19 protein-coding genes are annotated in these 21,469 nt (G+C 66.5%); 4 read left to right on the forward strand and 15 right to left on the reverse strand.

Translation table 11 applies throughout. The annotated features are described in order from the left end of the window. Positions 1–6: 6 nt before the first annotated feature. From xrtA to AM2010_RS06780, 11 genes are all read right to left on the reverse strand, one after another. Positions 7–1,476 (reverse strand): exosortase A, encoded by a 1,470-nt coding sequence (gene xrtA, locus AM2010_RS06730; protein WP_236699428.1) that lies wholly within the window; start codon positions 1,474–1,476, stop codon positions 7–9. Between the two features lie 79 nt (positions 1,477–1,555). Further along, positions 1,556–2,794, reverse strand: a complete 1,239-nt coding sequence (locus AM2010_RS06735) for a TIGR03087 family PEP-CTERM/XrtA system glycosyltransferase (protein WP_047806416.1) — start codon at positions 2,792–2,794, stop codon at positions 1,556–1,558. After that, the gene (locus tag AM2010_RS06740; RefSeq protein ID WP_047806417.1) at positions 2,794–3,852 is read right to left on the reverse strand and encodes a FemAB family XrtA/PEP-CTERM system-associated protein; all 1,059 of its coding nucleotides are present in this window, start codon (positions 3,850–3,852) and stop codon (positions 2,794–2,796) included. The genes AM2010_RS06735 and AM2010_RS06740 overlap by 1 nt, the downstream gene beginning before the upstream one ends. Continuing rightward, the gene (locus tag AM2010_RS06745) at positions 3,849–4,721 is read right to left on the reverse strand and encodes an XrtA system polysaccharide deacetylase (RefSeq protein WP_047806418.1); all 873 of its coding nucleotides are present in this window, start codon (positions 4,719–4,721) and stop codon (positions 3,849–3,851) included. The genes AM2010_RS06740 and AM2010_RS06745 overlap by 4 nt, the downstream gene beginning before the upstream one ends. A 10-nt stretch (positions 4,722–4,731) precedes the next feature. Then, complete coding sequence (locus AM2010_RS06750; RefSeq protein ID WP_047806419.1) at positions 4,732–5,907, reverse strand: XrtA/PEP-CTERM system-associated ATPase; 1,176 nt, start codon at positions 5,905–5,907, stop codon at positions 4,732–4,734. Between the two features lie 13 nt (positions 5,908–5,920). Continuing rightward, a complete protein-coding gene (locus AM2010_RS06755) occupies positions 5,921–7,567 on the reverse strand; it encodes a MipA/OmpV family protein (protein WP_150115245.1) in 1,647 nt (548 codons plus the stop codon). A gap of 4 nt (positions 7,568–7,571) precedes the next feature. Further along, positions 7,572–8,690 carry a nucleotide-binding protein gene (locus tag AM2010_RS06760; RefSeq protein ID WP_047806421.1) on the reverse strand — a complete coding sequence of 373 codons (1,119 nt, stop codon included), beginning with the start codon at positions 8,688–8,690 and terminating at the stop codon, positions 7,572–7,574. 10 nt (positions 8,691–8,700) lie between these two features. Further along, positions 8,701–10,221 (reverse strand): XrtA system polysaccharide chain length determinant, encoded by a 1,521-nt coding sequence (locus AM2010_RS06765; protein ID WP_047806422.1) that lies wholly within the window; start codon positions 10,219–10,221, stop codon positions 8,701–8,703. A 16-nt stretch (positions 10,222–10,237) separates the two neighbouring features. Next, on the reverse strand, positions 10,238–10,882 hold the full coding sequence (locus tag AM2010_RS06770) for an XrtA/PEP-CTERM system exopolysaccharide export protein (protein ID WP_047806423.1): 645 nt from the start codon (positions 10,880–10,882) through the stop codon (positions 10,238–10,240). A 174-nt stretch (positions 10,883–11,056) separates the two neighbouring features. Further along, positions 11,057–12,298 (reverse strand): pyridoxal-dependent decarboxylase, exosortase A system-associated, encoded by a 1,242-nt coding sequence (locus tag AM2010_RS06775; protein ID WP_047806424.1) that lies wholly within the window; start codon positions 12,296–12,298, stop codon positions 11,057–11,059. Continuing rightward, positions 12,295–13,821 (reverse strand): acyl-CoA ligase (AMP-forming), exosortase A system-associated, encoded by a 1,527-nt coding sequence (locus AM2010_RS06780; RefSeq protein ID WP_047806425.1) that lies wholly within the window; start codon positions 13,819–13,821, stop codon positions 12,295–12,297. Before AM2010_RS06780 ends, AM2010_RS06775 begins: the two co-directional genes overlap by 4 nt. A 26-nt stretch (positions 13,822–13,847) precedes the next feature. On the opposite strand from AM2010_RS06780, the gene AM2010_RS06785 reads away from it, so the two are divergent. The 4 genes from AM2010_RS06785 to AM2010_RS06800 all read left to right on the forward strand — a co-directional run bounded on the left by AM2010_RS06785 (position 13,848) and on the right by AM2010_RS06800 (position 16,624). Then, positions 13,848–14,834 carry a GNAT family N-acetyltransferase gene (locus AM2010_RS06785; RefSeq protein WP_053043985.1) on the forward strand — a complete coding sequence of 329 codons (987 nt, stop codon included), beginning with the start codon at positions 13,848–13,850 and terminating at the stop codon, positions 14,832–14,834. A gap of 34 nt (positions 14,835–14,868) precedes the next feature. Beyond that, complete coding sequence (locus AM2010_RS06790) at positions 14,869–15,150, forward strand: acyl carrier protein (RefSeq protein ID WP_047806426.1); 282 nt, start codon at positions 14,869–14,871, stop codon at positions 15,148–15,150. Positions 15,151–15,254: 104 nt separating this feature from the next. Then, the gene (locus AM2010_RS06795; RefSeq protein WP_236699429.1) at positions 15,255–15,839 is read left to right on the forward strand and encodes an alpha/beta hydrolase family protein; all 585 of its coding nucleotides are present in this window, start codon (positions 15,255–15,257) and stop codon (positions 15,837–15,839) included. Next, on the forward strand, positions 15,836–16,624 hold the full coding sequence (locus AM2010_RS06800) for a hydrolase 1, exosortase A system-associated (protein ID WP_047806428.1): 789 nt from the start codon (positions 15,836–15,838) through the stop codon (positions 16,622–16,624). Before AM2010_RS06795 ends, AM2010_RS06800 begins: the two co-directional genes overlap by 4 nt. A 20-nt stretch (positions 16,625–16,644) precedes the next feature. Here AM2010_RS06800 and AM2010_RS06805 read toward each other — a convergent pair whose 3' ends face one another. Genes AM2010_RS06805 through ilvD form a run of 4 tightly spaced genes read right to left on the reverse strand, consistent with a single transcriptional unit; the run spans position 16,645 to position 21,452 of the window. Next, the gene (locus tag AM2010_RS06805; RefSeq protein ID WP_047806429.1) at positions 16,645–17,850 is read right to left on the reverse strand and encodes a class I SAM-dependent RNA methyltransferase; all 1,206 of its coding nucleotides are present in this window, start codon (positions 17,848–17,850) and stop codon (positions 16,645–16,647) included. Continuing rightward, complete coding sequence (locus AM2010_RS06810) at positions 17,847–19,235, reverse strand: bifunctional ADP-dependent NAD(P)H-hydrate dehydratase/NAD(P)H-hydrate epimerase (RefSeq protein ID WP_047806430.1); 1,389 nt, start codon at positions 19,233–19,235, stop codon at positions 17,847–17,849. Before AM2010_RS06810 ends, AM2010_RS06805 begins: the two co-directional genes overlap by 4 nt. After that, the gene (locus AM2010_RS06815) at positions 19,222–19,596 is read right to left on the reverse strand and encodes a hypothetical protein (RefSeq protein ID WP_047806431.1); all 375 of its coding nucleotides are present in this window, start codon (positions 19,594–19,596) and stop codon (positions 19,222–19,224) included. Before AM2010_RS06815 ends, AM2010_RS06810 begins: the two co-directional genes overlap by 14 nt. After that, on the reverse strand, positions 19,596–21,452 hold the full coding sequence (ilvD, locus tag AM2010_RS06820) for a dihydroxy-acid dehydratase (protein ID WP_047806432.1): 1,857 nt from the start codon (positions 21,450–21,452) through the stop codon (positions 19,596–19,598). Before ilvD ends, AM2010_RS06815 begins: the two co-directional genes overlap by 1 nt. Between the last annotated feature and the right edge of the window lie 17 nt (positions 21,453–21,469).

Genomic DNA, 21,469 nt, shown 5'->3' on the forward strand with positions numbered 1-21,469 from the left:
CCGCCCCTATCGCAGCCCGGCCGTGCGGTCCATCCATGCACCGCGCCCGCCCGTCGCGCCGACGAACCGATCTATCGCCTCTGCGCTTTCCTGAACGCCGCGACCTTCAACCGACAGGATCAGCGTCGCGGTCGGTCGCCGCCGCAACAGCAGCCGATCGCGCATCGTCGCCAGTTTGAGCCGGGCGACACTCCCCGTCGTGAGGTTGCCCGTGCGCCAGCTGGTTTCCGCGATGCGGACGACATGCCCATTGGCGAGCAGAACCGCACCCGCGGCCTCGGGAAAGCGCCGGCCAGGCTCAACCCAGCGCCAGGGGGTTTCGGGCACCAGCGCGCCTTCTCCATAAGCAGAGGCATCGCGCCGATCGTCCTGCGCCGGATAGAGCGCGAAGAAAACATCCACCTCGTCGCCCGCATCGCTGCGGTAGCGCGCAATCAGCCGATGGGCCGCCCCGCTGGCGCGCGGTGCCCAATCCACCTGCGGCGCGTAGTCGACCTGCTGCCATCCCGGCACTTCGGGAAAGGCGATTCTGGCGGGCATTTCCGCCTCCGCCCGCGAAGCATACCCGGCCCAGAGTGCGAAACCGGCGGCCAGCATCACGATTCCGGCAAGCGCCACATTCGCTCCTACCGTACCGCGGCTCAGCCGGTCGATCGAACGGGAGCGCAATAGAGCCTGAGCGTCGATACCGGGATCCTCGGGATCGCGATCGAACCAGCGCCACGTCAGCGCGAGAAGGATGCCGACGACGAGTGCGAAGAAGATCCACCCGTAGAAGATGTGATCGAAGCCTTCGGCAAACGCGATCCCCTGAGACTGGGCGATATAGATCGTACCCCAGGCACGCACCCCGTTGGCAAGGATCGGCAATGCCAGAGCCAGCGCGAGAAATCCGATGCGCCTGCCCCAGCCCCGGAAGCAGGTCTGCGCAATCAGCACGCCCAGCGCCAGCATGGCGACGAGAAACTGCACGCCGGAACAGGCTTCCGCCACTTCGAACAGTCCGACGGGGGTGTCTATGAAGACGCCTTCGATATGCGCTGGAATGCCGCTGAACCGGGTGAGCCAGATCACGATATCGGCTGTCACCATCTGCAGCGCGGGCACCAGCTCGTCGCCGAAGGGAACCAGAAACAGCATGTAAACGATCGGAAATGCCAGCCCGGCGGTCACTCGCGGGCCCAGAAGCGCCGGAACCACCGCCTGCAACGCCAGAACGGCCCCCAACTGGCTGGCGCTGTTGAAGCCGGCAAGCGTGCCCAGCAGCCACAGGAACAATGCCCCTGCCAGCAGGACCAGACCCGGGGCCCAGCCCTGCGGTGCGATCTGCGCCAGCTCCCCCCGGCGATTCCACATCAGCCATCCGACGATCAGCGGAACGAACAGGACGTGGTTGTAAGTGGAAACGTTCCACCACTTGTCGGCCATCGTCAGCCAGTCGCGCCCGGTCAGCAGGAACAGAACCAGCCAGGCCAAACCCAGCCGCGCAAGCGGAAGCCGCCAACGATCGGGAATCCTGTCGAAAAGCCGGGCCGCGGGCGACGGGAGATAAGCCTCATGCCGCATCGCGCTGCCCACCGCGCGGTCGCGCAAACCCGACAAGATCGGCCAGCGGCGCAAGCATTGCCGGCCAGCCCTGATGCTCAACTACATAGCGCCGCGCGGAAGCGCCCATTTCCCGCGCACCGGCTGGATCGGCCAGCAACGACAGCGCGCGTTCGATCAGTGCCCGATCGCCCTCGCCAATCGCAAAATGCTCCCCATCCGTGGCGTCGATCCCGGTTGCCGCTTCGGGTGTCAGGACGACAGGCCGGGCCATCGCCATCGCTTCCAGCACCTTGTTCTGGATGCCGCGCGCGATCTCCAGCGGGGTCAGGATCAGATCCGCATTTGCCAGAAACGGGCGAACGTCGGGCACTTCGCCCCAGACTCGCACACCCTCCCGGCGCTCAAGTGCGCGGACATCGGCCGTCGGTGCCCGTCCCACGATATGGAAAACGGCGTCGGGATACTGCCGACGAATCGCGGGCAGGATACACTCGGTCGCCCGCTGCACGGCTGCGACATTGGGCGCGTAATCCATCTGTCCGGTAAACACGAGATGCGGCCCCGAACCGCTGAGCAGATCGGGATGCGGCCCCGTCTGCCCTGGATCGAACGTCACAGTATCGATCCCGTTGCGCAGCGCATGAACGTCAGCCTCGGCAGAGGCGGTCAGGCGGCTGCGAAACAATGCCGCTTCCGCTTCGCTCACCAGCAGGGTTGCGTCGGAGCGGCAGGCCAGCCGCTCTTCCTCACGCGCCAGCAGGCCTGCTTCCCGCCGGTCGATCCATCCGCGCGGGCCGCCGTGCTGCGCCCCGTAAACTTCGAACTTGGCCGAATCGACATCGCACAGATCGGTGACGACGCGCCCACGAAATCCTTCGGGAACGTACTGGCCCATCTGGCCGGAGAACACGAATATCGTGTCGATCGGGCGTTCCGTCAGCGTCGCGTCAACCCAACTGCGCAACCGCACGTGATCGAAGGCAGCAAGGCTGACGGGCACTCCGCGCAGGATGGCCTCCACGCCCGCAGCAACGAGGCTGGTTTTGCGGCGGACAAGACAATGGCTCGCCGCCAGACCTTTCAACGCGCCTTCCTGCGCCATATCGCTCGCCGTTTCGCCCAGACATCCGACGTGGACCGGGGCGATTGCCGCCAGAGCCTTCAGCAGATGATGCGAACGGATCTTGTCGCCGCGATCGGGCGGGAACGGCACCCGATGCGCGAGAAAGAGGATTTCGCCGGCCATCAACCGAGCCCGCGCGCGATATGCGGCCCGATGCGATTGGCCAGGCTCAGCGGCAGGCGCTTCCACAGGGCGATCTTGGCCGAATAGCTGTCGTCCGTCGGGTCCACATTCCGCTTCGCGCCGTCCGAGGCATTCCACACCGCGTAAGTCAGCGGTTCGGGCGAGAAGCCCCAATTCTTCTTGTAGGCCGCGGGGCCACTGCCAACCTTGGACCGGCCGAAATCGAACCGGGCGCAGCCCCGCCGCCGCGCGTGCAGCATGAGTTCGAAATACATGCGTTCGTTGGCTCGCAGGCGCCGGGCGGCCAATGTGCCCCCTCCCCAGTAAGGCAGCACGGTGTCGTCGTGATAGAACGACAGCACACTGGCGACGGGTGCTCCGCGATCGAACACGGTCAGGATATCGCTGTCGAGTTCGTCCAGCGCGGCATCGAACAGGCTGCGCGGGAACACCGGCGTGCCGAGGTTGCGCACGCTTTCCGCGTAAACGGCGTAGTGTGCGGCGCGATCGTCTTCCTCGCGGCCGATCCGCACCGAAAGATCGCCGGTCAGGCTCTTGCGCACTTCTGCCCGCTGCTTGCGCGGGACGGCCAGCAACTGCGCCTCGTCGTCATCGGCCAGCGCGGCGGCAAAACCGACGTGGGCATCGCTGCGAAGATCCCAGGCCCGGGGCATTGTTCCGCCCCGCAGCTCGATTGTCGGACAGCTGAGCCGGCCAGCCAGTTCGCGCGCGCCATGCGCCAGTCGATCGGCGGTTCCGCCGTCTTCGGCAAGTACGCCCCCACCGACGGCGAACCCGCTCGACACCAAAGCACGTCCGAAGATCGGCGAATGCACTTCGGAAAGCGGTAGCCAGCCCGTGATCGTGCCCCCGCGCCGGGCGACGATGCCCAGCCCGCGCTGCGCCGTGCCGCGTTCCACTGCGCGCAGCCATGCCGGGCGGTGGAACAGCGTTCCGCCTGCTTCTGCCACGAAGGCTTCGATCCGCGCGGCTTCGCCCGGATCGCTCGGATCCGCCAGCGCGAGCCGGGTCGTCGTCAGGGCAAACGGCGCGCTCATGCCGCCAGCGCGATCGCGCCCTGCGCCTCCCGGCGGGCGATCTCGTCCATTCGGCCCCAGGCGAAATCGCGCAACAGGTCGCGCAACTTGGGCGTCATGCGGCGCAAGTTGGTGTAATGGCGCAGACGCGATTTGACCGATGCGTCGGCCACTCGCGGCTGATCCGGGTCGATTTCCCACGGATGGAAATAGAATATCGCCGGTCGCCGTTCGCGCCGGTTGACCTGCTGGATGGCCCAGCGGGAAAAACCATACGGCAGAACGCGGAAGAAACCGCCCCCACCCGCCCCAACTCGGCGTCCGCCGAGGATCGCGGTGGTCACCGGAATTTCAATCAGTTCGGCATCCGCGACCGGGCGAAACGCGAAACGGGGCGCATCGCGCCATCCGTAGTGATCGTGCACGACCGGCGCGACACTGGAGGAATAGGTGTAACCCTGCTCGATCAGTTCGGCATGAGCCCAGGGTGTGCGGGCATCGATCGAGAAACTGGGGGCGCGGTAGCCGGTTATGGGGGTGCCGGTGGCATCTTCCAGAATTTTGCGCGTGTGAAGTATGTCGTTTGCAAAGCGGCGGCGGTCGAGAGTGAAGACGCGCGCGTGGTCGTAGCCGTGGCTGGCCAGTTCGTGCCCGGCATCGACGATGCGGCGCATCAGCGGGCCGTTGCGTTCCGCCACCCAGCCGAGCGTGAAGAACGTCGCCTTCACCCCCGCTTCGGCGAACAGGTCGAGGATGCGCGCGACGTTGTCCTCTACCCGCAGCGCGAGGCCATCCCAGTCCTTCCGGTCGATCACCTGTTCGAAGGCGCCGACCTGGAACCAGTCTTCGACATCGACCGACAGGCCGTTGACGATCCGGTGTTCGGCCATGAGCGCCTCCTCAGGCCGCGACGCGGGGCGGCTGGCCGGTTTCGATCCACTCGATCAGCATTGCGAGAACCTCGCGCACCGATCGTTCCTGCTCGTCGAGCCGGCGCCCGAATGCGTCGATCCGCTCCACCAGCGCGGCATTCTCGTCTTCCCGCCCGCGTTCGGCCGCCTGCGACAGTTCGATCACCGCCTGCTGGAGTTCGGCAATCTGGGCATCGCGTTCGGCAAGCATGCCGATCACGTCGACAAGCGGCTCGGCAGGGGAAGCCTGAGGTTCCTCCACCGCATCGGCGCGCGCCGCGTGCTTGACCGGCCCCGACACGGGTGCGGGGCCGAGCTTCGGCATTGGGCCGGGTGCCGCCTCGGGGAAGGCATTGTCGCTCTGCATTTCCTTCAGCACGGCGCGCAGCATGGCGCTGTCGATCCGGGTGCGCTGTTCCACCGCGCCGAGCAGCAGCAGCCGCGTCGCAATCTGATTGACCTTGCGCGGAATGCCGCCCGCCGCCTGATGCAGTTCGGCAAAGACCCGCTGATCGAATTCGGGATTGCCGTCCCACCCCACGCACTGGAGGCGATGGCGGATGTAAGGCTCTATCTCGTCCTGCCCCATCGGTTCCAGATGGTGGGTGGCGATCACCCGCTGGCGCAGCTGTTCGAGGTCGGGATGTTCGGCAAGCACCTGGCGGAATTCCGGCTGGCCCAGCAGGAGCGTCTGCAGCAGCGGATGCGAACCGAGCTGGAAATTGGACAGCATCCGCAGTTCTTCCAGCGCTTCCACGCTGAGGTTCTGCGATTCGTCGACCACCAGCATGCAGCGGCGGCCGCTGCGCGCCTCTTCATGCAGGAAAGCCTCGATCGCGCCCAGCGCGCCGGCCTTGTCGTGCCCTTCGATATCGAGGTCGAAGGCCTGGGCCACGACATGGACCAGTTCTTCGCCATCGAGATTGCTGGTCACGATCTGGCCCACGGTCATCTGGCTGTGATCGATCTTCTGCATCAGGTGGGCGACGAGGGTGGACTTGCCCGCGCCGACTTCGCCGGTGATGACGATGAAGCCTTCACCCTGCGCCATGCCATAACCGAGATACGACAGCGCCTTACGGTGGGTCGTGCTCTCGAAGTAGAAGTTGGGATCGGGCGTCAACTGGAACGGGCGCCCGGTCAGCCCATAGAAATCTTCGAACATCGTCACATACCCCTCAGAAATCGTAGCGCAGGCCGAGCAGCGCGGAAGCCGACGTATAGTCTTCGACCGTTGCCTCGCTATCGAGATGGTCGATGGCGACGGCCGCGCGTGCGGACAGGCGATTGGTTATCGAACGGCGATAGGCAGCGGATGCGCCGAGTGCGAACACCTCGCCATCGGCGGAAAAGCCGCTATCGATCCAGCTCGCATAAGCGTTGGCGCCGAAGCCGGCATTGCGGCCGAGCTGGGCGTTCAGATAATAATTGACCCAGTACGCCTCGTCGACGACGCCATTGGCGCTTTCCAGCACGGTGCCGGGCGCCGCAATGAACTTGCGCCGCTGATACCCGGCGCCGACTCCGGTATCGACCCGGCCCAGACGCACGCCGTAACTTGCCGCAACCCCGCGCGAGCGGAAGACCGACGAACGGACGGAGCCCAGTACCCCGGCAAGGCAATCGGCCCCTTCGTCGCTGCCGACGCAGCCGGTGAAATCCCCGCTCAACGCATTGCGCGCGGCGCTGAATTCGGTCGGAAGATTGGCCAGGGCATTGTTGAGCAGTCCGCCGAAACCCGAAACGGTATCGTACACCGCGACATTGACGTTGCTGCGTGAATTGGGCGCCCAGGCGAAAGTGCCGTAATAGGTCGTGGAATCGTAACGCCGGCCCACGTGCGCTTCCAGCGCGGTCCGCGCGCTGGGCCGCCACATGACACCGACATCCCAGATCAGGCCGGAAACGTCGTAGGCGATTTCGCGCGGCTCGCTCTTGTCGGTGACGAAGCGGCCATCGTCGCCGATCACGGGGTTGCCGTCGACATCGCGAACCGCATCGCGGCTGGACACTTCGACATCTTCGTATCCGACGCCGCCCACGAAGGCGAGATTGCGCCCCAGCGGGACCTGCACGTCGCCGCGCACGAACCGGTCGCGCACGCGCTGATCGAGGTTCGCCACATCTTCCTGGACCCAGCCGCCCCCTACGCCCAGGCCAATCGGCAGGGGTTCGCCGGGTTTGGTGCCGAGATGGAAGCCCGCGCTCTGCACCAGGCTTTCGTCGAACACGTCGACGCGGTTTTCGCCCGGTTCCAGGATCACGGCATCGGGCGCTTCGACCCGGGTATAGCCGATGCGGTAATTCGCATTCACTTCCACATCGCCCGCACTCGTGTGCAGGTTCGGCCCTGCATAGGCGGAATAGATGCGGCTTTCGCTGTCGTCGCCGACCAGCGGGTTGAGCGTGGCGCCCCCATTGCCATCGACCCGCGTGCGCGCCGCAAGGGCCCCGCCCTCTATCGTCAGCGCACGGGGCACGATCGTCGCATAACCGCGCGCGACACCGCTGATGGTGTCGGAATCGCGCATGTCATCGTCATAGCCGATGTTGCGTTCGTAGCGCAGCGAAACAGAACCGCCGTTGTTGCGCCCGGTCAGGCTGGCATCGACCCCGACCGCGACCTGCGTGTAGGTGACGACATCGTCGCCCGGAGAAAGCTCGGCAACGAGGACCTGCGATGCCTCGATATAGGGATCGACCGACAGGCGGCGATCGCCGCGCTCGGCGCCGGCATCTTCATTTGCCGTCTGCTGGGCTGCGGCCTGTACCGAACAGGCCAGCGACGCCAGCGCGCATGACGCAAAGAAATAATTGCGTTTCATCGGGTTACTCCCCGTACCCATAATATGTTCCGAACTTGCGGCCGCTGGGGCTGAAATGCGCGTCGTTCAGCATCAATTTCACGTCGGGACATCCCGACAGAAGCTCCACCGCATCTTCCAGCGCGCTCTGCGATGTGAAATCGGCGCGGGCGACCAGGATCGCCTGCCCGGCATGTTTGGCCAGTTCCGCCGCGGGCGAAGCCGCCAGGGCCGGCGGTGAATCGAAAATCAGAATGCGATTGGGCGCCCCGATGCTGAAACGATCCAGCACCTCGGCAGTGCGCCGGCTGGACAGGTATTCGCTGTCGACATTGGTCTGATTGCCGGCGGGGAGAACCCACAGGCCGGGAATATCGGTCCCGATAACCAGATCTTCCGGCACGGCGCGATCGTCGGCGAGGCAGTCCATGAACCCCGGCCCCTTGGGCAGGCCGAAGGTGGAAAGGATCGAAGGCTTGGCAAAATCGGCATCGATCAGCAGGACTTCGCTGTCGCGTTCCGCCGCCAGCGCAATCGCCAGATTGCTGGCGCAGAATGTCTTGCCTTCGCCCGTATGCGGCGAACAGATAAGCACCCGGCGCGAACGGGCCGTTCCGGTGTCCCGCGCGGTTTCCAGCACGCGGCGCTTCACGATCCGGAATTCTTCCATCAGCGCGTTGACCGCCCCGTCGGGAACGATCAGCCCCTGTTCGCGCAGCAGCTCGCGATCGACCGGGAAGCGCTTGCCCTGCAGCGCGACCGCGCCGACCTGACGTTCTATCGTGATATGGGACGGCGGAATTTCGGCAGGCAGGGTGTTGGGGACTGCGGCCGCTTCCGCCTCCGGTGCCGGCTCCGCCCTGGCTTCGGCGCGGGGCGTGCGACCGGCATCGTCGCACGCTTCGGCGTGAACGCCTTCGGCATCGCGCGCTTCGCCGCCACGATCTTCGGAAAGGTCCTGCTTCGCGGCCGCATCGGCTTGCTTGCGCTTCACTTTGGCGCGTTTCATCGTCTCGTCGGCCAGACGATGCGGGACCGGGGCAGGCTTGAACGGATCGAACCCGAATGCCCCGCTGGCCCGCTCCAGAAGCGAGCTTTCCTTCTTCTCTTCGGGGGGAGAGGGTATTTTCTTGTGTTCGGTCATTGTCCTGTCCTCAGCCCACCATTCCGCGCTGCACGAACTCGGCCGCCAGCAGCAGCACGCAGACACCGCCCAGCGACGCGCATCCGGCGGCAAACATCCGCATCCGTTTGCGCGCGATTGCCCGCCTCGCGTCGGTCATCGCGTGCGAGATCGTGCCGATCACCGGCAGGCCCAGCGATCGTTCCAGCTTGGAACCGGTGGCGAACGTGGAACGGATCTGGCTGAACGCGAACGCCGCGCCCACACCGGCACCGATCCCCACGATCAGCACGCCGATCAGCAATATCGGCCGATTGGGCGCAGCCGGTGCGCGCGGGGTGGAAGGCGGATCGATCACTTCGAAACTGAACGAACTGCGCTCGCTTTCGACCTGGCCGCGCAGGCGCATTTCCTCGCGATCCTGCAGCAGTTCGTCGTACTTGGTCTTCAGCACTTCGTAATCGCGGCTGATGCGGTTGGCTTCGGCAGCGACGGCGGGTTCGTCGGCCTGGCTGGCCATCATGCCGCTCAGGTCCGCCTGCAGCGCGGCCTTGCGCGCCATCAGCGCCTGCACATTGGCATCGCGCTCGGCCCGGATCGCGACCAGCGAGCTATAGGCCGGGTTGACCGTGCCCGATGCGTTCGGCCCTTCGTTCGCCGCCTGCTTCGCCAGCAGATCGATCTGCCGTTGCAGCGCAGCCACGTCGGGGTGGTTGCCGGTCAGCCCGCGCGCCTGCATCGCGGCGAGTTGCGAACGCGCCTGCATCAGCGCGCCGCGGGCCCCGCCCGCCTCGCCAGCAGTAACGACCGTGCGCGGGGTTCCGGCGATCTGGCCGTTGACTGCCGCAAGGGCGCTCTGCGCCGCCGCCAGATCGGCATCGACGCCGCGCATTTCCGAACGAAGCTGTTGCAGGCGGGTGGACAGGGTGGCCGTGCCGCCGATCAGTTCGGGATGCTGGGCCTCGAACGCGAGGCGGCGCTGTTCGGCTGCCTCCAGCTCACGCTTGCGGTCTTCCAACTGCTGGTCGAGGAACACGATCGTTTCGGCCACCTCGCCCCGGCTTCCGGCAATGTTTTCCTCGCGGAAGATGTCGATCATCTTCTGCACCACATCCTGCGCCAGCGCGGCGTTCTGCGCGTCGGACAGGCTGGACTTGCCGATCTGGGCGGTGATTTCGAACAGGTTGTCTTCGGTGCTGACGACCTTCACGCTTTCGGCCAGGCTGGCGACCGTGCGTTCCATCTGCGACGGGGTCGTCACATCGGTGCCGAGACGGGTGGAACGGACGACTTTTTCCAGGTTCACCGAACTCGCCAGCGTCTTGCGGACGCGCTCGATCTCGCCCTTGCCGGCATTGGCGATGCCGATCTGCTGCGACAATACGTCATCCAGTTGCACGAACACGCGCGCCTTGGATTCGTATGTGTTGGGGATCATGGCGACGGCCAGCCAGCCTAGGATACAGACGCCCCAGGCCACCCCCAGAACCAGCCAGCGCCGGTGCCAGGCCGAATGCAGTGCCGCCTGCAGCTCTTCGAAGACCTCGTTCATCTGATCGTGGCCTTTCTCAGAACATGCTTTCGGGGATGATGATCACGTCCCCGGGCTGGAGCATGACGTTGGCGCGGCTGTCCCCGTCCTTCAGCAGGTCGCCCAGCCGCAGCGCATATTCGCGCTGGCGGCCGGCCTGCTTGTCGAACCGGATCAGCTTGGCGCGGTTGCCGGCGGCAAATTCGCTGAGACCGCCGACCGCGATCATCGCGTCCAGCACGGTCATGTTGGCGCGATAGGGGATCGATGCCGGCTGCGCGGTCGCGCCGATGACGCGGATCTGCTGGCTGAACGTGCCCGCAAAATTGGTCACGATCACCGAAACCAGCGGCTCTTCGATATATTGGGAAAGCTGCAGGCGGATATCCTCCGCCAGCATCGCCGGCGTCTTGCCCACCGCGGGCATGTCAGCAACCAGCGGGGTCGTGATCCGTCCGTCGGGCCGGACCTGGATCTTTTCCGCGCCCAGTTCCGGGTTGCGCCAGACGTGGATCGTCAGTTCGTCGAGCGGGCCGATGACATATTCCTCGCCCGGCCCTTCCTGCATCGCGACGAAGGATGCGGGCGGCAGTTCCGTCCCGCTGCCGGAAGCACAACCGGCCAGAGCGAGAACCGCCAGCGCACTGCTGGCGAGAGAAGTTGGTATTCGAGCGATTGGCATCGATGCGCGTCCTTGCCTGTCGTGCGGGCGTTGTGAGCGACAGGCGAGGAGCGACCCCACCTGCCGCACCCGCGGTTCACAGGCGTTCTTCCTCGCGAAAAAGGGTGAATAATCTGTTAGCCAATCCCGCCTGATGTCGGGCAGTCCCGGATTGGGACGCCCTGCGCGCGAAGGTTAACGCGGCGCGGCGCCGATCAGCATTTCGCGCGCCGGGCCCTGCCCCAGGAACTGGGCCGGCGATGCGGTCGCGCCGTAGGCGCCGGCGCAGAAGACCGCGATCAGATCGCCGACGTCCGCGCGCGGCAGGTGCGCCTGGTCCGCCAGCCGGTCGAGCGGCGTGCAAAGACACCCGACCACACTCGCCTCCTCCTCCGGCCCGGCATCGAAGCGGCTGGCGATCGCGAGCGGATAGTTGCGGCGCACGACCGTGCCGAAATTGCCCGACGCGGCGAGCTGGTGATGAAGCCCCCCGTCGGTGATCAGGAACGTGTACCCGTGGCTGACCTTCCGGTCCACGATCCGGGTCAGATAGACCCCCGCTTCGCCAACCAGATAGCGGCCCAGTTCGATGCACAGCTCGGTTTCGGAGAGGCTCGACGGAAGGCTCGCGAAGCGCTCCTCCAGCGCAGCGCCGATCGCCGCGATGTCGAGCGGCGCGTCGCCGTGGAAGTAGGGGATACCGAAACCGCCGCCCATGTTGAGCTTCGCCAGCGGTTCGCCGATCTCGCCCGCCAGGCGATCGGCAAGGGCAAGGACATTGGCCTGCGTTTCGATAATCGCTTCGGCGTCCAGAGCCTGGCTGCCGGTGAAGATATGCAGGCCGCACCATTCCGCCCCCGCGGCGATCAGATCGCGGCCCAGCGCGGGCACGCGATCCTCGTCAATGCCGAATTGCTTCGCCCCGCCGCCCATCTTCATGCCCGAACCGCGCAGTTCGAACGACGGGTTCACACGGATGGCGAGGCGCGGGCGATGGCCTGTCCGATCGGCGATATCCAGAGCCCGTCGCGCTTCTCTCTCCGATTCGAGATTGATCGTACAACCTGCTGATATTGCGCATTCCAGTTCGCGATCCCGCTTGCCCGGCCCGGCGAAGCTGACCCGGTCGGCCGCAATCCCGGCCGCTTCCAGCATCGCCAGCTCGCCGCCCGATGCGACATCGAAACCATCCACCCGACTGGCCATGAATTCCAGTAGCGGGGCGTAAGGGTTCGCCTTGATCGCATAATGCAGCCTGAGCCGGCTGGGCATCGCCGCGCGCAGATCCGCGATGCGCCGCGCCAGCAGCCCGCCGGAATAGACGAACAGCGGGGTGTCGCCCGCTTCGGCGACAAGGTCGCTGGCCTTGCGCCCATCGATCGCAAGCTCTCCGTCGGTGGCGGTAAAGCCCGACGGGATCGGTCCCAGCGGCTTCATGCGCCCAGCTCCCGCGCGATGGCCGTCCGGTCGAGCTTCCCGTTGGGATTGACGGGCATGACCTCGCGCCAGTGGATCGTTTGCGGCTGCATGAAATTCGGCAGTTCCTTCGCAAGGGCGGGTGCGAGGCGATCCGGTGCGTCGGATACGCCCGCTGCTGGCCGCACGACCAGATGAACCGCCTGCCCCAATCGCGCATCGGGCACGCCCAACGCAACCGCTTCGGCCACCAGCCCAGTGGCGATCGCCGCGTCTTCGACTTCCTGCGGGCTGATGCGGTTGCCCGCGCTCTTGATCATCGCATCGCGCCGGCCGACGAAATAGAGCAACCCGTCCGCATCGCGTTTCACCCGGTCGCCCGACCAAACCGCCGTGCCGCCATAGCGCGATTCTGCCGGGGCTGGTCGAAACCGCTCGGCACTGCGTTCGGCATCCTGCCAGTACCCCTGCGCAACCAGCGGCCCGCAATGCACCAGTTCCCCTTCCTCGCCCGGTCCGGTCACTTGCCCCGCATCGTCGATGACGAGGATTTCGGCGAAGGGGATCGCTGTCCCCATCGAGGTCGGGTGGCTATCCACCAGAGCCGGATCGAGATAGGTGGAACGAAATGCCTCGGTCAGGCCGTACATCGGAAAAAGCTGTGCCTGCGGGAAGGTATCCTGCAAACTTCGCACCAGATCGACCGTCAGCGCGCCGCCGGTATTGGTCAGCCGCCGAATGGGGGCCACGGCGTCCTGGGGCCAGTCAAGTTCCGTCAGCTGCACCCACAGCGGCGGGACGGCGGCGAGCGTGGTCACCGCATGGCGGGCACAAGCCTTCGCAACGTCGCGCGCAAACAGATAGTCGAGCGGCACGACGCTGGCCCCGGCATACCAGCTGTTGAGCAACTGGTTCTGGCCGTAATCGAACGACAGCGGCAGAACCGCCAGCGTGACGTCATGGCTCTCGATCCCGAGATAGTGCGAAACGCTGGCTGCCCCCAGCCACATGTTCGCATGGCTGAGCATAACGCCCTTGGGGCGGCCCGTGGACCCGCTGGTATAGAGGATCGCGGCAAGATCGCCGGGATCGGCCTGCGATGGGGCCAGCGCCCCGTCACAGTCGGCAATGGCCGCCAGCGCTTCCGCTTCCGTCATGGCAATGCAGCCGGGCGGCACGTCGCCATCTTCCAGCGATTTCGCCCGGGCAGCGGTTGCGATCAGCAGGGTCGCGCCGCTGTCGGCCAGAATGTGGGCGACCTGCGCCCGCTTGAGCAAGGGATTGATCGGCACGTGGACCAGCCCCGCCCGCGCACATGCAAGAGGGAGCAGACAGGTCAGTTCGCCCTTCGCCGCCCAGCTCGCCACGCGCGCGCCATTGCCGGGCGCCCGGTCGCGCAGCCATGCCGCCATGCCGGCGACACGGGTTCTTAAGTCCTTGTAGCTAAGCGTGCCTTCGCGCAGCACCAGCGCGGGCGCATCCCCCTGGCCGCGTTCGGCAAGATGATCGAGCGGCATGGGATTCGGGTCGGGTGCGTCGGGCATGGTTTCTTTCGTGGAGTGCATTCGCTGTGATCGCCGTCAGCTATCACGACAGGGTTAACGTCTTGCAAGGGACCAATCCACCTGTCGCCTGCCCATTCGACCGCGGGGAATGGTTCGCGCTGCTGGCGGAAAGCGGCATGCCCGCGACCATCGCCGTGGCGGAGGAGGATGGGAAACGGGTGGCCCTGCCGCTCACCCCTGCCAATGGCCGGCTGGAGGCGCTGCGCAACTGGTACAGCTTCACCTGGCGTCCGCTCCAGACCGCCGATGCCGGAGGCGAACGGCTTCTGACCGCGCTCGCCGGCAAGCTGCGGCAACGCACCCATCGTGCCACGTTCTGGCCGGTTCCCAATGAAGATGGCGCCGCCACGCGGCTGGAACGGGCATTTCGCGAAAGCGGTTGGATCGTGGCGCGCGAACAGTGCGATCACAATCATGTCCTGCAAGTAAGTGGCCGCAGCTTCGCGGATTACTGGTCGGCGCGGCCCGGGCGAATGCGCACCACGCTGAAACGCAAGGGCAGAAAAGTCGACGTATCCATTCGCGAGCGCTTCGACGCGGACGACTGGTCCGCTTACGAAGCGATCTATGCCGAAAGCTGGAAACCGGAGGAGGAGACGCCCGGCCTCCTGCGCCGTTTCGCGCAGCAGGAAGGCGATGCCGGGCGCATCCGTCTCGCCGTGGCCAGGCATGAAGGGATGCCGGTGGCCGCGCAGTTCTGGACCGTGGAAGGCGGCACGGCCTATATTCACAAGCTCGCCCATCTGGAAGCGCACAAGGCGCTGTCGGCAGGTACCACGCTGACGGCGGCCCTGTTCGAACACGTGATCGATCGCGACCGGGTGGAATGGATAGATTTCGGAACCGGGAACGACGGCTACAAATCCGACTGGATGGAGGTCGTGCGCCCGCGCTTCCGCATCGATTGCCTCGACCCGCGGCAGCCCCGCGCCTGGCCGGCACTGGCGAAGCGCCTCGTCCGCCGCCTTGCGCCGGGTGCGCGGCAGGGCTAAGGCGCCCGCCGAATTGCAGGGGAACCATACCGGCATGAGCAGTCTCGCGCCCAGTCGCAGTGACATCGATACCAAGCTGCGCGCAATCCTGTGCGACGTGCTCGGGCTCGACGCTGAGAAAGTCGAGAGTTTCGACAACGACACCGGCCTTTTCGGTCATTTGCCCGAACTCGATTCGATGGCAGTCGCCGGGCTTCTGACCGAAATCGAAGATCGCCTCGGCATCATCATCGAAGACGATGAAGTCGATGGGGAAATGCTGGAGACCTACGGCGGGCTGCTCGCCTTTGCCGAGGCGAAAGTCGTAGAGAGCTGACCGCCCCCCTCGTCACGACATGGCCCTGTCCCGACCAGGACGGCGGCAACCACGACGAAATCGCGCTGACTTTCCGCGGGAAGCGGGCGGCGAAGGTTCTGGTCGTGCCTGCCCTGTTCGATGAAGCCAACAAGCTGCGCCGCCTTACGGTGGAAGTCATGCGACGTCTGGCCGAAGACGGGATCGGCACCGTTCTTGCCGATTTCCCCGGCTGCAACGAAAGCCGCCGGCCGCTGACCGCGCAGACGCTGGAAGGGTGGCGACAGGCCGCGCTGGCCGCTTCCGATCACTTCGGGGCCAGCCACGTGCTGACAATGCGCGGCGGCGCCCTGCTCGCCCCGGCGGACATGCCCGGCTGGAATTACGCCCCGATCGCCGGGCGTCAGGTGCTGCGGCCAATGTTGCGCGCCCGCACGCTTTCGGCGCGCGAAGCCGGGGCGGAAGAAACGATCAGGGATCTCGAACTGCTGGGCCGTTCGGACGGGATCGAGCTGGCTGGATGGACGCTGGGGCGCGCGCTCTTCTGCGCGCTCGAAACGGCCACCCTCCCGGACGAATCCGCCCAGATGCGGATAGAGCAGGACATGATCGGCGGCAGCGGCCTGTGGATGCGCGCGGAACCGGGCGAATCGCGCGATCAGGCGGACGCGCTGGCCGCCGCCATCGCCCAGGGGATACCGGCACAATGAACCGCCTCCCCCTCACTTTCGCCTGCGAAGATCAGACGCTCGCCGGGACGATCGACACGGCGCCGGCGTCGGTCGGGCTGCTGATCGTCAGCGGCGGCAACGAGATTCGCGCCGGGGCCTTTTCCGGGCAGGCCCGGCTGGCCGAAAGGGTGGCCAGGGCCGGTTTCCCGGTGTTCCGGTTCGACCGGCGGGGCGTCGGTGACAGCGAAGGCAAGAATCGCGGTTTCCGCGCGAGCGCCAAGGATATTGCCGCAGCGATCGACGCCTTCCGGGCGATGGCCCCCCAGATGAAGCGTGTCGTCGCCTTCGGAAACTGCGATGCCGCCAGCGCGCTGATGCTGGCGAGCGGCGCGGGCTGCGAGGCGCTTGTCCTGTCCAATCCGTGGACGATCGAGGACGATCAGGACGACCTGCCCCCGTCCGCTGCGGTACGTTCGCGCTATATCGAAAAGTTGAAGAACCCCGCGGAACTGGCGCGGCTTGTGACCGGCGGGGTCGATTTGCGCAAGCTGGCGCGCGGGCTGGCCCGGGCCGCCCTGCCCCGGTCGCAGCCCAGCTCTCTGGCCCAGGACATGGCGGCCGGCCTGGAAAAATTCGAAGGGCAGGTGCGCATCCTGCTGGCCGAAACCGACCGGACTGCGCAGGCTTTCGTCGAACAGTGGGATTCCGCCGATTCGCGGATCGCCTATTGCGAGAAGGCCAGCCACGCCTTTGTCGAGCCCCATGCGCGCGACTGGCTGTTCGAACAGTTGCTGATGGCGCTGCGGGGCAGCAGTCGCCCCTAGCCCTGGCCGGGTTGCCGCCCCTAACCGGGTTGCCGAACGAACAGGCTGGCGAGTTCGACGTGAGTCGACCAGACGAACTGGCCGACCGGTCTGGCCGCCTCCAGCCGATAGCCGGCCTCCACCAGGCGCGCCGCGTCGCGGGCCCAGCTTGCCGGATTGCAACTGACATAGACGATGCGCGGCACCGTGCTTTCCGCCAGCCGCCCGATCTGCTCGCGCGCACCGGCGCGGGGCGGGTCGAGCAGGACGGCATCGAAGCGGTTCAGTTCGTCGGGCTGGAGGGGGTTGCGGAAGAGGTCGCGGTGCATGGCATGGACCGCCCCGCCAGTGCGGGCAGCGGCCGCCTTGCACGCCAGATGGGCATCGCGCGCAGCCTCCACCGCCAGCACTTTTGCATTGCCGGACAGGGCGAACGCGAACGTTCCCAGACCAGCGAACAGATCCGCAACGAACCGCGCGCCGGCCAGCCATTCGCCGGCGATCCGGGTCAGCGCGCTCTCGCCATCGACCGTCGCCTGCAGGAACCCACCGCTGGGAAATGCGACCGGGACACCGGCGGGCGACACCGTGACCGGTTCCGGCTCCCACACGGTTTCCGGCCCATATCCGTGATCGATCGTCAGGCGGGCGAGGCCGTTGTCCTGTGCGAAAGCCAGCATCGCCTCGGTCGCGGCCAGCCCCTCCACCTTCAAACCGGCGATTGCGCAGTCTGCCCCCTGATCGGCCAGCGTCAGATCGACTTTCGCGGAAATGCGCTCTTTACGGGCAGCGAACAGGGCCCGCAGCGGCGCGATCAGCGCGAACAGTTCGGGGCGCAGAATGTGGCACTCGCGCATGTGCACGATCCGGTGCGACCCTGCCTCGCGAAAGCCGAGCTGCAGCTTGCCGCCCGCGCTGGCCGCATGAAGCGTGCAACGGCGGCGACTGCGCGGGGGGGAGAGATGGGGCGGGAGGAGCGTGCCGATGGCGACACCCTGGCCCTGCGCCGCAAATGCGATCCGTTCGCCCAGATAGCGCGCAATCGCCTGCGTGTCGCAATGCTGGAGCTGGCATCCCCCGCACGCGCCGAAATGGCGGCATGGCGGCTGGGCGCGGTGGGGCCCCGGCGCAATCGTACCGTCGGCTTGCAGCACGTCGCCCGGCGCGGCGAAAGGCACATGGCGGCCATCGACGGTCACACCGTCGCCCTTGGCCGCGATACGCAGGATTTCGTTTGTCTCGGTCACAGGAAGCGCGCGTAGGCGGCTTTCACGGCTTGCGCCAGATCGTCGGCGCTGAATGCCACGCCCGCGATCCGCGCCGCTTCGTTGTGCAGCCAGACGGCCTGTTCTGCCGCAAGGGCCGCACTGCAGCCTGTCGCCATGCGGCTCGCCGCGATTCCTGCCAGGATATCGCCGGTTCCGGCAGCGGAAAGCCAGCTCGGCCCGGGCGGAAACAGGATCACCCCGCCATCGGGTGTGCAGAGCAGCGTGTCCGGCCCCTTGGCCAGGACCACCGCCCCGCTCTTTCGCGCCAGCTCTTTCGCTTTCGCACGCTTGCCCTCGCCCGCCACGTCGAAGGCGCGGCACAGCCTCTCCAGCTCCCCTTCGTGCGGCGTCAGCAGTGTCTCGCGCTCGAACCGGCGCGGCGTGAGCAGATGCAGGGCATCGGCGTCGAGGACCAGCGGGCAATCGCGTTCGAGAGCCCGTTCCAGCCGCGCCGGTGCCTCGCCATCCCGCCCCAGCCCCGGGCCCACGAGAACGGCGCCCATGCGCGGGTCGTCCAGTGCCTCGGCCAGAGGGCCCCGATCGACAACCAGCGCGGCGGGGGCGGCGGGATGCGACTGGTCGGAAAGCAGCTTCACATAGCCGGCGCCCGCATGGATCGCGGCATTGGCGGAAAGCAGCGCGGCACCGGGCATGGCCCCGCCGACCACCCCCAGCAAACCGCGGCGATACTTGTGCGCATCGGCTGAAGGAGGTTCGAGCTGCGGACGCTGCGACAGCCGGGCCGGAGCCTGCGGCACCGCCACCCCGATATCGACCAGCCGCCGCGCCCCCATTCGGCCGGAAGCGGGCATGGTCCAGTGCGCGAACTTCCACGCCCCCAACGCCAGCGTCAGGTCGCAGGCCGGCAGATCGCGATTGAGCGGCACGCCCGAATCGCTTTCAATCCCGCTCGGCAGATCGACCGCGACCAGATGATGATGGCGGGCGGCGAGGTCATGCAGCAATCCGGCCAGATCGCCCGACAGGGGCCGCGTCAGTCCGCTGCCGAACAGGCAATCGACCAGCACCGCGCCGTGGCGACCGTCTGCGGTCTGGACGACTGGCCCGCGATAGCTGTCGCAGGCATTCCGGGCCGCATCGGTTCGCGGCAGGGCTGGCGCGACGACCGCGACATCGATCCCGCGCCGATGCAGAACCTGCGCGATGACGTAACCGTCCCCGCCATTGTTCCCCGGGCCGCACAGCACGGTTACGGGCCGCCCGGCGGCGAGCCGCCAGACCCATTCCGCCGCGCCGCATCCGGCCCGCTGCATCAATGTATCGACATCGGTTCCGGCATCGACCAGCGCCTGTTCCGCCGCCTGCATCTGGGCGACTGTCAGAACGGGATCATTCGGCGACATCGGTCCCCTGCGCAGGGCGCGCGGCAAAGCGGTAGCGTTCGTCGGCAATCGCGACTTCCAGCACTCCGTCGGCCAGGGTCTGCTCGATCGGGTCGGCGCCGTCGTAAGCGGCCAGCCCGCGCCCTTCCCGCAATTGTTCGAACCGGCGGAAACCGCCATCGGCATGGCGCACGGTGAGCACGATCGCATCGTCGATCCGGGCGCGTTCCACCAGGCAATCCGGCCCGAAGCCGGCCCCGGGGCCAATCGCACATTCGATCCGCTCCGCCCCCTCGTCCGCCTGCGCCTGAACCGGCGCATCGGCCGAGGAGCAGGCGGCTGCCAGTGTCAGTACGCCGGCGATGACAGCCGGGCGCACCATCACTTGCGGACGAGCTGCGAAACGTCGCGCACCGCACCACGCGCGGCGCTGGTGGTCATCGCGGCATAAGCTTCCAGCGCAGTCGAAACGCGCCGCTTGCGCTTTTCCACGGGCTTCCATGCCCCATCTCCCTTTGCCTCCATCTCCGCCCGCCGGCTGGCCAGTTCGGATTCGGAAACGTCGAGATGGATGGAACGAGCGGGAATGTCGATCACGATCGTGTCGCCTTCGCGCACCAGGCCGATCGTCCCGCCTTCTGCCGCCTCGGGCGAGGCGTGGCCGATGGAAAGGCCCGATGTGCCGCCGGAAAAACGCCCGTCGGTCACCAGCGCGCAGGCCTTGCCCAGCCCTTTCGATTTCAGATAGCTGGTCGGATAGAGCATTTCCTGCATCCCCGGCCCGCCACGCGGCCCTTCGTACCGGATCACGACCACATCGCCTTCGCGCACCTGATCGGTCAGGATCGCGGTCACGGCAGCGTCCTGGCTTTCATAGACTTTCGCCGGGCCGGAGAACTTCAGAATGCTTTCATCCACCCCCGCGGTCTTCACGATGCACCCGTCTTCGGCGAGGTTGCCATAAAGCACCGCAAGGCCGCCGTCCTGGCTGAAGGCATGTTCGGCCGAACGGATCACGCCTTCGCGGCGATCAAGGTCGAGTTCGGCCCACCGCCGATCCTGGCTGAACGCCGTCTGCGTCGGCACGCCGCCGGGGGCGGCGCGGAAGAATTTCTGCACCGCCGGGCTGTTGGTGCGGGCAATGTCCCAGGCATCGAGCGCATCGGCCAGCGTGGGGCTGTGGACCGTCGGCACGGCAGTGTTGAGCAGCCCGGCACGGTCCAGTTCGCCCAGGATGGCCATGATCCCGCCGGCCCGGTGGACATCCTCCATATGAACATCGTCCTTCGCCGGCGCGACTTTCGCAAGGCACGGGATATGGCGGCTGAGCCGGTCGATATCGGCCATCGTGAAATCCAGTTCCGCCTCGTGCGCGGCGGCGAGCAGGTGCAGCACGGTATTGGTCGATCCGCCCATCGCGATATCCAGGCTCATCGCGTTTTCGAAGGCCGAACGGTCGGCAATCGTGCGCGGGAGGACGCTGGCGTCGTCTTCCTCGTACCACCGACGGCAAAGTTCGACGACGAGCCGTCCGGCACGCAGGAACAGCGCCTTGCGGTCGGCATGCGTGGCGAGAGTCGATCCGTTTCCGGGCAGGGACAGGCCGAGCGCCTCGGTCAGACAGTTCATCGAATTGGCCGTGAACATCCCGCTGCACGATCCGCAGGTCGGGCAGGCGGATCGTTCGATATCGAGGACTTCCTCGTCAGTCATGCGCTCGTCCGCGGCGGCAACCATCGCGTCGACGAGATCGAGGGCGACTTCCTTGCCCTTCACCACGACCTTGCCCGCTTCCATCGGCCCGCCGGAGACGAACACGACCGGAATATTGATCCGCATCGCCGCCATCAACATGCCGGGCGTGATCTTGTCGCAATTGGAAATGCACACCATCGCATCAGCGCAGTGGGCGTTGACCATATATTCGACGCTGTCGGCGATGAGATCGCGGCTGGGCAGCGAATAGAGCATTCCATCGTGCCCCATCGCGATCCCGTCATCCACGGCGATGGTGTTGAATTCCTTCGCCACCCCGCCGGCGGCCTCGATCTCTCGGGCGACCATCTGGCCCAGGTCCTTCAGGTGGACGTGACCGGGCACGAACTGGGTGAAGGAATTGACCACGGCGATGATCGGCTTGCCGAAATCGTCGTCCTTCATGCCCGTGGCGCGCCATAGCCCTCGCGCGCCGGCCATGTTGCGGCCGTGGGTCGAAGTGCGGGAACGATAGGCAGGCATTGGCAAATTCCGATTGT

It is taken from the genome of Pelagerythrobacter marensis (assembly GCF_001028625.1).
Lineage (GTDB): Bacteria > Pseudomonadota > Alphaproteobacteria > Sphingomonadales > Sphingomonadaceae > Pelagerythrobacter > Pelagerythrobacter marensis.